This window comes from Candidatus Eisenbacteria bacterium, from assembly GCA_016867495.1.
Classification (GTDB): domain Bacteria; phylum Eisenbacteria; class RBG-16-71-46; order CAIMUX01; family VGJL01; genus VGJL01.
Window position 1 is genome coordinate 1 of the sequence record VGJL01000101.1, and the last position, 9,688, is coordinate 9,688.

The 9,688-nt window shown below is 68.8% G+C and carries 5 protein-coding genes; 2 read left to right on the plus strand and 3 right to left on the minus strand.

Annotated features, from left to right (window positions below; translation table 11 throughout):
- Window positions 1-193: 193 nt before the first annotated feature.
- The gene (locus FJY88_09425) at window positions 194-400 is read left to right on the plus strand and encodes a hypothetical protein (GenBank protein MBM3287549.1); all 207 of its coding nucleotides are present in this window, start codon (window positions 194-196) and stop codon (window positions 398-400) included.
- A gap of 351 nt (window positions 401-751) precedes the next feature.
- On the opposite strand, the gene FJY88_09430 is transcribed toward FJY88_09425, so the two are convergent.
- Both FJY88_09430 and FJY88_09435 read right to left on the minus strand, forming a co-directional pair.
- A complete protein-coding gene (locus FJY88_09430) occupies window positions 752-2,287 on the minus strand; it encodes a redoxin domain-containing protein (protein MBM3287550.1) in 1,536 nt (511 codons plus the stop codon).
- A 164-nt stretch (window positions 2,288-2,451) separates the two neighbouring features.
- Window positions 2,452-5,379 (minus strand): hypothetical protein, encoded by a 2,928-nt coding sequence (locus FJY88_09435; protein MBM3287551.1) that lies wholly within the window; start codon window positions 5,377-5,379, stop codon window positions 2,452-2,454.
- A gap of 343 nt (window positions 5,380-5,722) precedes the next feature.
- Between FJY88_09435 and FJY88_09440 the strand changes: the two genes are divergently transcribed.
- The gene (locus FJY88_09440) at window positions 5,723-7,963 is read left to right on the plus strand and encodes an AAA family ATPase (protein MBM3287552.1); all 2,241 of its coding nucleotides are present in this window, start codon (window positions 5,723-5,725) and stop codon (window positions 7,961-7,963) included.
- Here the strand turns inward: FJY88_09440 and FJY88_09445 are convergent.
- Entirely contained in the window at window positions 7,960-9,384 is a 1,425-nt protein-coding gene (locus FJY88_09445; protein MBM3287553.1) for a hypothetical protein, read from the minus strand. The genes FJY88_09440 and FJY88_09445 overlap by 4 nt on opposite strands.
- Between the last annotated feature and the right edge of the window lie 304 nt (window positions 9,385-9,688).

Below are 9,688 nucleotides of genomic sequence, written 5' to 3' on the forward strand. Positions count from 1 at the left end.
GTGATCTGCTGATCGCGGCCCTCGAGCAGGAGGGATGGAACCAATCGCGGGCGGCCCGGCGCCTCCGAGTCACGGAGACGAGGGTCCGCAATCTCATGCGCCGCCACGGAGTCAATCCTCGAAATCGCCGAGGGCGTCCCCGCAAGACTCGAGGGGGCGGGCCCTCTTCCGATCGGTAGGGAGCGGAGGCGGCTTGCCATCGATTCACGACAGCGTCCGCGAAATGCAGGAGCGCAATCCGAGGATCCAGTACAGGGCGCTCGATCCCGGCCAGGTTCAGCGGTTCCTCGTCAAGCTCGGCTACAGCGGTCCCTATGACCGATGCAAGTACGACGTCATCTACTTCCACGAGGAAGGGAATGAAAAGGCGATGGTCGTATGGGGGATCGTGGAGGACTGACGCTCCTCGGGGCGCCGGGATCGCCGGCATAGACAAGGCCGCGCCTCTCCTAGGCTGGGCTCGGGTGTGAGGAGAGAGGCGCGGCCGTTCTTGTCAGGGGGTTGCGACCCCATCCCCCGATCCATGTTTCCCTACCGCCGCCACACCAGGGGGACGGGAGCCTCTCTTGCAGCGCCCGTGCCAGGCGGGATGCCCGGGGCTCCTCTTCTGCTGCAGCGGGTTACGTGATCTGCCCCCGGCGCGGAGGGTGCGGAATGCATGGCCGCCCCTGCGGAACGCGGGGCGCAGCGCGAGAGATGACAGTGATCGTCGCGCCGCGCCCGCCCGCATCCCCGATCCGGACGAATGCGTTTAGCGGAGGTTCTCGCCCCTGTCCCCTTCCCTGAGGAGCTTCTCGATGACCCAGGAGACCTCCTCGTCCATGTAGGGCGTGTAGCCCACGTGGCGAAAGCGGATCTGCCCCTGCTGGTCGAGAACGAAGAGCGTCGGGATCCCCTGCACGGCGTATCCCGTCGCGTCCTCCATGCTTGCGAGGCCTACGGTCATCGGGTAGCCGTTTTCCTTCCAGTACGGGGCGACGCGCGATCTGCCCGGGTCCTTTTCCCAGACGTTCATGCAGAGGACCTGGACAGGACGGTCCTTCATCTGGTCGTGGATCTGCCTGACCATCGGCAACGTCTCCCTGCATGGCCCGCACCAGGTGGCCCAGAAGTCGAGCACGACGACCTTGCCCTTGAGGTCGGCCAGCCTCACGGTGGCGCTGTCGAGCGTCAGCACCTGGAAGGCGGGCGCGGGCATGGAGATCATGTGGGAGAGCGTCGCTTCCCTCCGCTCCGGAAGCCTCTTTCCATGCTCCTTCGTGACCTTCTCGAGGATTGGGGCGAACTCGGGATTCTCTCGAAGCGGGGCGATCTCCGGATCCTTCATGAGGAGGCGGTGATCGTCGAACCCGCGTTGCGCCGCCTTCTTGAGCCAGTCCAGACCCTGCTGCACGTCGCTCGAGGCGAGGGCCTTCGCCGCGTTGAGCGCCTCGCCGGGGTCATCCGAAGCCATCTCGGCCAGCTCGAGCTGCGCCCGAAGCGCCACCTCCGGGCGGCCCTGCTGCTTGTGGATCTCGATCAGCGTCTTGCGGGCCCGCCTGTTCTCGGGGTGTTCCTTCGCGAAGGCCTCGATGCGCGCGAGCGCCTCCTCCGGGCGGCCCGCCATCTCGAGGTCGCGGGCCTCGAACTGCACAGGCTGAAACGCGCCCGGCTCCGTGAGCTGGGAGAGCCTGCGCACTTTGATGGCCGACTCATAGTCCTTCATCATCTCGTAGGCGGCCGCCAGCGTCTGGTATCCATAGGGATGATCGGGGCGGGCCCGCACCGCGTCGAAGAGGAGGCCGAACCCCTCGTCCACGCGCGGGGCGGGTCCGGACAGCAGGAAGATGCCGAGCACGCACCGGGCGTGGAAGTGCTGGGGCTCCTTGCTCAGGATCCCGCGCAGGACAGTCTCTGCGGAGGGGGTCCGCTCGAACAGGTTGGCGAGAAAGAGGAGATCGACGTTCGAGGGGTCCGCGGCCGACTTCGCTCTGTAGGTCGGCTCGATCTTCGCCCACTCGTTGGTCATTCGGGACAGACTGATGTAGTGCCTGTGAAGATCGAGCCAGTCGGGGTGCTTCTCGAGGAGCTTCTCGACGTCGGCGACATGCGCGCGGACCGCCTGCTCGTTCTGGAGCTGCTCGAAGGCCCTGAGGATCTCGGCGAGAGCGGGATCGGCCTTCCAGACCCCCGGCTTCAGATCTGCCGGGACGGGGGGCGCCCCCTGGGGGGCCTGTCCCATCACGGCGATGGGGGAGAGCGGGGTCATGGCCCCCGCGAGAAGAAGAGCGATGATGAAGCCGCGCATTCAGTCCTCCTTCGTGCCTATGCGCTGTCGCGATCGGGAAATGGGCATAACCTTATAAGTCTACGCGACTCGCCGCCCACCGGGCAATGCGCGCCTCCGGTCCATGCCAGGACTCCACCTGCTAACCGGCGCTGCGCATCCGAGTTCCGTAGCTGGGCCTGTCTCTAGAAACTGCAGGCCTGAAGCCTTCCGCCGTGGAGGGCGCGCAGAAGTCGCGGCGGATCCCAGGGCATGGCCAGCGGGAGGGCTGTGGAGATCCTCCAGGACCAGTGTCCGTGCGGATGACCCCGGCTCATCCGCCTGCCGTAGGCGATCGCTGGAACGATCCTGAGGGGACCGGCGCGGGCGAGCACGCGGGCCTCGGCTCCGAAAGCGACGCGCGTCTTCTCGTCGGCGAATCGCGCCGACCCGCCTCCCCAGGGATGGCCCGCCTCGACGAAGGGAGCCAGGATTCCTCCCTGCAAGGCAAGGCCGGGGGCCCTGACGCCGAGATCGGGGATGGCCTGCAGCCGCGTCTCGATATTGGCGTGAAGGACGAAGCGCGCCTGCCGCTGGAGCGGCCAGCCCCGCAGGAAGACCGCGCCGTCGATTCCCGGGAGCGTGGGGCTGATGGCGTGGCTCGGGTCGGCGTCGAGTCCCTCGAACTCCTGCGGCGGCAGGCGCGAGGAGGTTCCCCGGAAGCCCCCCTCGATCCAGAGGGATGACCGCGCGGGAAGAGGCAGGGGCAAGGCCGCGAAGGCTTGCGCCGAGAGGCGCGTGAAGTCGCTTCCCCCCCTCCAGGCGCGGATCGACCGGCGGGCTGTGGCCTCCATCCCATAACCTCTGCGCATCGTCACGGCGCCCCGCCCGTCGGGCGGAAGATGCATGAAGGCCGCCTCGCCGCCCAGGAGCAGGCCAGACCAGGAGCGGGGAACTCCGAGCGGGGTCGCGAGCGAGCGGCCTCCGAAGCGCGGGAGCCTGCTCTCCGTCCCCACGAAACCGGTGGCCCATGCCTGGGTGTTCGGATCGGACTCGACGTGCAGCGGGGCGAGGAGCGCGACTCCCGTCGCTTCCCGCCGCTCCACCAGGAGACGGTCGTTCAGGACGCGGCGCGGCAGGAGCGCGGAGAGGTGGTAGGCCGCGACCCATGGCCCCCATCTCGAGGTGATGTAGAGGAGGCCGCGATCGGGATTCGACGCCTGCCGTCGCGCGCTGAACAGGTAGCCTCCCCAGGCATGGCGTATGAGAGGCTCGGCCCATGCGCCGATCCATCCCAGTCCGACCCGGCGCGATTGCGGACCGACGAGGGGTAGCTGAAACCAGGATCGCACCTCGGAAAGCGGGCGGTAGGGGAAGGGTCCCGCCGCGAATGCTCGCGATGTCGTGTCCGGTTCGATCGCGGGAGCGGTCGGGAAGATGTGGGCGCGCTCATCGAGGAGACGAGATGGGCTTCTCCGTGGATCGACGACGCGCGTCGGCGTCGCCTCTCGGGACGCGCGGTCGCGCACGAGCAGACTGTCGTTCCACACCCCGACCAACTCGATCTGGCTTCCGGCCGACGTGATCGCTCTCTCTCCCGCGAGGCTGCCTCCGGACGGCCACTCCGCGGCGCGCACGTTCGCGACCCCCTCCTCATGCGCCGTCCAGGCGAGACGTTCCTCGTCGAGCCAGCGCGGGTTCTGGATCACGCCGGAGTCGCGAATCAGACAGAGCGAGTCTGCGGCGACGCGGCCGAGAGATAGGCCCCACAGATCGCGGCGTCCGCCGGGACGCGTCGTCGAGACGACGGCGCGCGTCCCGGCGCCTGCGGCGTCAAGGCCATGCGGCATCCAGCCCCTCGGCCAAGCAAGGAGGGGCTCGAGGAAGATGGCTCCACCTCTCTCGGGGATCGCGGCCGCGGCCAGCGCGGAGCCTCGCGACGATTCCGAGATCGCGATCACCCGCCGAGAGGCGATCGTGTCGACCTCCACGACTCTCGCCCCCGACGTGAGGAAGCGAAACCCGGACCCGGGTTCCCAGATGCCGAGATCCTGGACGATCGATCCATGGGACGCGCGGTGCCAGCGCGGAACGAGGACCCGGCCGTCGGGGAGGGGGCAGGGGCGCTCGGTGAAGCCTCCCGAAACGATGCGTCTCATCCGGCCGTCCGCATCCCGTCGCAGGAGCGATCCCTCCGCCTGACGGGCGGTCGGCTGCCCGGTCCACCACGAGACTCCGTCGAGGGCCCGCGACGCGTGCTGCGGGAAGGCGGGGGCGGGACGGAGAGGCTTGCCGATCGAGTCCGGGCTCTCGCCCCGGCGGTACCTCTCGCCATAGAAGGCGATCATCTCGCGGCGAAAGCGTTCGTAGAGCCGCTCTCTCCCGGGCCCGTAGGCCGCCTTCTCCGCCGCCGCGTAGCTGTAGAGGCCGAGCCTCCCCGCGGGTCGGATCAGGCGCGGCACGAGCGAATCCCCGTACGTCGCGGCCAACCACCGGACGCGCGCGTTGCCTGTCGCGTAGAGAAGCCGGCCGTCTCGGGGCCATCGACCAAGCCCCTCTTCCAGCAGCGCCGCGCCGACGGTCTGATCGCCGCGCGGCACATTCCACGACTCCGCGGTCCACTGCGCGATCCCCTCGTGAAGCCAGCGCGGCGGATAGAGGCCGAGCGGGAAGGCCAGGGTTCCCACCCAGGTCCTCGAGCCCCAAGAAACGAGGATGTGCGCATACTCGTGGACGAGGACTTCCTCGAACCAGGATCTCGATCCTGCGAAGGAGCGCTGCGAGGTTTGGGACGGGATCCAGGCAAAGAAGTAGTCGTGTCCGACGGCCGCTCCATTGGCGATCTGGTCCTGATCGGAGAGGTAGACGCGGGTGCGACGCTCCGGGAAGACGTCGAGACGCCGACACAAGGGCCCATGGAAACGTTCCAGGATCGACGCGGCGTCGTAGGCCCACTCCCGCAAGGGCTCGTGGTAGAAGATCCGGAAGTGGGCGGTCCGGATCTCCTGCCATCGCAACTCCGGATGGTTGCGGCCGTTCATCATCACGAAGGTCCCCTGCGCCTGCAGGAGGGAGGCGGCTGGCAGGCAGATTGCGAGGAGGACTCCGCGGCGCAGCATCCTGTCGAGACGCATCGCTCCCACTCCCGTGACCCTTGTGTCAGGGTTCGGCCGGCCCGGGGGACCGGCCTTCATCCAGAGGCCGAACCTATCCGTCGCCGCCGGTATGGTCAACCGCCGCGCGTTCCCCGGCGCGCGGCTCCCGGGAAACCCTTGACGCGTCGACGGAGCGATGTGGTAGATTGCCCGTGCTCGGCCGCAGCCCCCAAGGCGAGCCGACAGTCGCGACCCGCGCGGCGGATCGCGGCCCGATACTTCCTCGGCGGACGGAATCGCCGTGCCGCCTGCCTCCCGAGGACCGGTTCCAGGCTCGCAAGCTGATACCAAGCGCTGTGAGATCCCTTGGGAGGGATGATTGATGAGTCCTCACGCAGTCTTCGATCGTCGCGTCCGTCAGCTCAGTCTATTCACGGTGCCTCTGAGGGAAGCGGAGTCGGCATGGCTGTCCGGCATCGAGCGGGAAGCCCGGGAGCTTCTCGAGTCCTCAACTGCGAACCGCGAGTCGAGGGAAGAGAGCCGCGGCCGCCTCGATGGGGCGAGGGCGATCGCTCATCTCATCGCCGACGCGGCGGGGGAGCGCGCCATCTGCTGCGCCATCGGCATGCTCGCCCTCGAGGGCGGGCGCTGGCCCTCTGCCGTCGAGGCCTTCGAGACCGTGTTTCGCTTGTCGACCGATCGCCGGGACCAGGCCCTGGCCCTCCTCGGAAAGGCGCGCGCCCTGCGGGAGACCGATCCGCCCGCCGCCTCCCTCTCTTGCTGCGCCGCCGCGCTGCGGCGCGCGCGATGGGGCGCTCGAGGGCTCCTCATCTCCCGGATCCGACTCCTCGTCGCGGAAGGATACCTGCTGACGGGAGATCTCCGCAGAGCGCGGCGTTGCCTGGATCGGCTCGGGGAGATCGCGGGCCCGCAGGGGCAGCGATGGCTCCGCGCGTCGTTTCTGCGGGCGGAAGCGGAGCTCCTGCGCGCCCAGTGCCGCCACGGCGCGGCCGAGGCCCTCTTCAAGGAGGCGATAGAGGTCGTGAGGACCGCCGAAGGCCCCTGCGTCCCCGGGGGAGCGACGCGGACATCGCTCCTGCGCCTCCTGGCCCGATGTCTGCTCGATCAGGGCCGGCGGGAGGAAGCGGGGCAGCGGATCGAGGAAGCTCTTGCCGCGGCGGACGGGACCGATCCCCTCGAAAGGCGTCGCGTCGAGTTTCAGGGGGCGATGCTCCGCTACGCCGACGGCGATGAGGAGAACGGGGACGCGATCCTACGGGACGTGGAGCGGGGGCTGCGCGAGCTACGCTCCCATGGCGATCTCGCCGAGCTCCTGCTCTCGCAGGGGGAGATCTGCGTTCTGAGAGCCCAGGCCCCCGAGGTCCGATCGAGGGCGCGGGAAGGGATCCTCGAGGCACGCGGCCTCTTTCGCCGTCTGGACCGCCGCCGCCAGATCCACCGATGCGACATTCTCCTCGAGTCGCTGAGACCTCCTTCGTGCGATGTCCAGCGGGGTCTTGAGAGCTTCGCCAACAAGCCGCCGCGCGTCCCGCGCGTGAGGCGCCTGTCGCAGCTGGGCTTCCTCACGGCGGACCCGCGGATCCTCAGGGCGCTCGAGCCTCTCGAGTCGCTCGCGCATACCTCGATTCCGATTCTCGTCCTCGGCGAGAGCGGGACGGGGAAGGAGGTCCTGGCGAGGGCGCTCCATCGCGCATCGGGCGGGAAGGGGCCGTTCGTGGCGGTCAACTGCGGGGCCCTGCCGAGCGAGCTTCAGGAGAGCGAGCTCTTCGGGCATGTCCGAGGCGCTTTCACCGGCGCGGTCGCCGACAAGATCGGCCTCTTCGAGGCCGCGGACACGGGATCGCTCCTGCTCGACGAGGTGGGGGAGATGACCCCGCGCGCCCAGGTGAAGCTCCTTCGCGTGCTCGAGCTCGGGGAGATCCGTCGAGTGGGGGAGACGCGCATCAGGAGAGTGCGTGCCCGCGTCATCGCCGCAACCAACGCCGATCTGGACGCGCAGGTTCGCACGGGGGCCTTTCGCCGCGACCTCTACTACCGTCTCTGCGGGCTCAAGATCGAGCTTCCTCCTCTCCGGGAGCGCCTCGGGGATGTGCCCCTTCTCGCCTCGCACTTCGTCGATCTCTTCGGCAACCACGACGGCCCCCCGCCTACGCTCTCATCGGGAGCCCTCGACAGGCTCCTGCAGCACACCTGGCCGGGGAACGTCCGCGAGCTCCGTTTCACGGTGGAGAAGGCCGTGGCGCTCACGAAGGCTCTCTCCAGGTCGAGCGTCGAAGCCGATTGCATCGACATCGAGGCGCCGGTCGACCCCGCGCCGATTCCGGCCCCAATGCCCGCGCGGGAGCGGGCCGAGGGCGCGGAGGGTCTGGGATGCTACATGGAGAACATGGAGCGGCGGCTGATTCTCAAGGCGCTGGAGGAGAACAAGTGGAATCGAACGCGGGCCGCCCGGTCCCTCGGCGGGATGAGCCGCACGACGCTGATCGGGAAGATGAAGCGGCTCGGTCTCTTTCCCGGCCCGGGGCGCGGCGATCCCGATTGTGGGGAGGCGGAATCGCCCGGCGAACGGGCGCAGGCGTGCGCCGAGACAGGGGCCGCCTAGTCTCTCCAGCGGGCCAGGTGCGGGGAGAGGACGCTGCCGGCGGCGGTGAACCAGCCTCCCACGTAGAGATCCGTTTCCCCGCCGGCCAGGGCTTTCACCCTGTCGCTCAACCCGGTTCCGAGCGGCGACCAGTAAGCGCCGCTCCAGACAGCGATGTGGTTGCAGAGGAAGCCGTCCGCCACGTAGAAGTCGCCTCCCGCGACGATTCGCCCCGCATGCAGGGCGAGGGCGGCCAGCGGTCCGTCCATTCCCGAGCCGAGGGGCATCCAGGTCGATCCGTCCCATCGCGCGACGTTTCGCGCGGGGACCGAGCCGGCGCGGTCGAAGAGGCCTCCGGCCACAAGATCCCCCTCGATCGCGAGCAGAGCCCGCACCGCGCCGTCGATGCCGGCTCCTAGCGCGACCCACTCCACTCCCGTCCACCGCGCGATCCTCGAGAGCGTGATCTCCCCGGAGGCCGTGAAGTCTCCCGCCGCGACGAGATCGCCTTCGAAGACGGCAAGAGCGTAGACGCCCCCGTCCAGGCCTCGGCCGAGCGCCCTCCATCGGGAGCCATCCCATCGGGCGATGTGATTGACCGTGTCGGATCCGGCGGTCGTGAACTCCCCTCCGGCGAAGATCCCTCCCTCGTGCGCGAGCAGGACATGGACGGTTCCGTCCAGACCCCCTCCCAGAGGCGCCCAGGCGGCGCCGTCCCATTGCGCGATCCGGCGGCAGTCGGCGCCTCCCGCGGATGTGAAGGAGCCGCCGGCGAAGATCCTGCCGTCCGAGAAGGCCAGCGCATAGACCGCATCGTTCATCCCGGAGCCCAGCGCCTCCCAGGAGGAGCCGTCCCAGAGCGCGATCCGGTCGGCCGGGACATCGCCCGCTTCATGAAACCATCCTCCGGCAGCGAGCAGGCCTCCCTCGCGCGCGAGGGCGAAGACGTAGCCGTCGGTTCCGTGGGCGGCGAAGCCTGCCCACCAGCTGGAGTCGCTGGTCAGGAGGCCCGGGATGCCGAGGACGACATTGGAGAGGGAGGAGGAGTTCTCCGCCTCATCGAACGATCGAAGCGCGAAGTAGTGGGGTTTCCCCCTGGCGAGATGGTCCACGAGGACCGTCTCGGGCGAGCCGCCGGGCAAGGGTGTCGCTCCCCCGGTCGCGCGGGTGGCCGACTCCCAGTTGGCGTCGCTCAGGGGGGCCTGGCCGTACCTGATGTCGTATCGTGCCGCTGTTCCATCGAGGCCGTCGTCTCCCGGTGCGGTCCAGTAGAGGCGAACCGTGGAGTCGCCCGTGGCCGAAGCGGAGAGGTCTCGGACAGCGGAGGGAGGGAACCGATCCCCCGGAGGAGGGAGGGGCGCATCCTCCGAACTGCATGAGAGCAAGGCGATTAGGCCAAGAATGGACATGCCGGCTGCGGAGCGACTGCGGAAAAGTGGCACCTGGCGACTCCTTCTACCCCGAAGCGCGGCGCCGCGGCCGCCGATCTGGTTAGCCGGGCTCGGTCGGGTCGGAGCCCGCGCCGCGCCTGATCTGGGGAGAGCGTCCGGCCGGCAAGGCGCGGCGTCAAGCCGATCCGCTAGGAGCTTGACGACAAAGCAGTAATCGGCTATATTTACACCCTACATTCCGCATGTCGCATGTGCCATTCTGGCGATTTTCCGATTCCGCCAACACCTGCGATGGCAATGAGTTCTGTCACTCGTAGTGGATAGCCCTTTCCTCCGCCAACGCCATGAGAATCCG

What these genes read in the sequence shown, in the direction of transcription:
- FJY88_09435 (MBM3287551.1), bottom strand. Translation starts at nt 5,379, where the DNA reads ATGCGTCTCGACAGGATGCTGCGCCGCGGAGTCCTCCTCGCAATCTGC.
- FJY88_09440 (MBM3287552.1), top strand. Translation starts at nt 5,723, where the DNA reads ATGAGTCCTCACGCAGTCTTCGATCGTCGCGTCCGTCAGCTCAGTCTA.
- FJY88_09430 (MBM3287550.1), bottom strand. Translation starts at nt 2,287, where the DNA reads ATGCGCGGCTTCATCATCGCTCTTCTTCTCGCGGGGGCCATGACCCCG.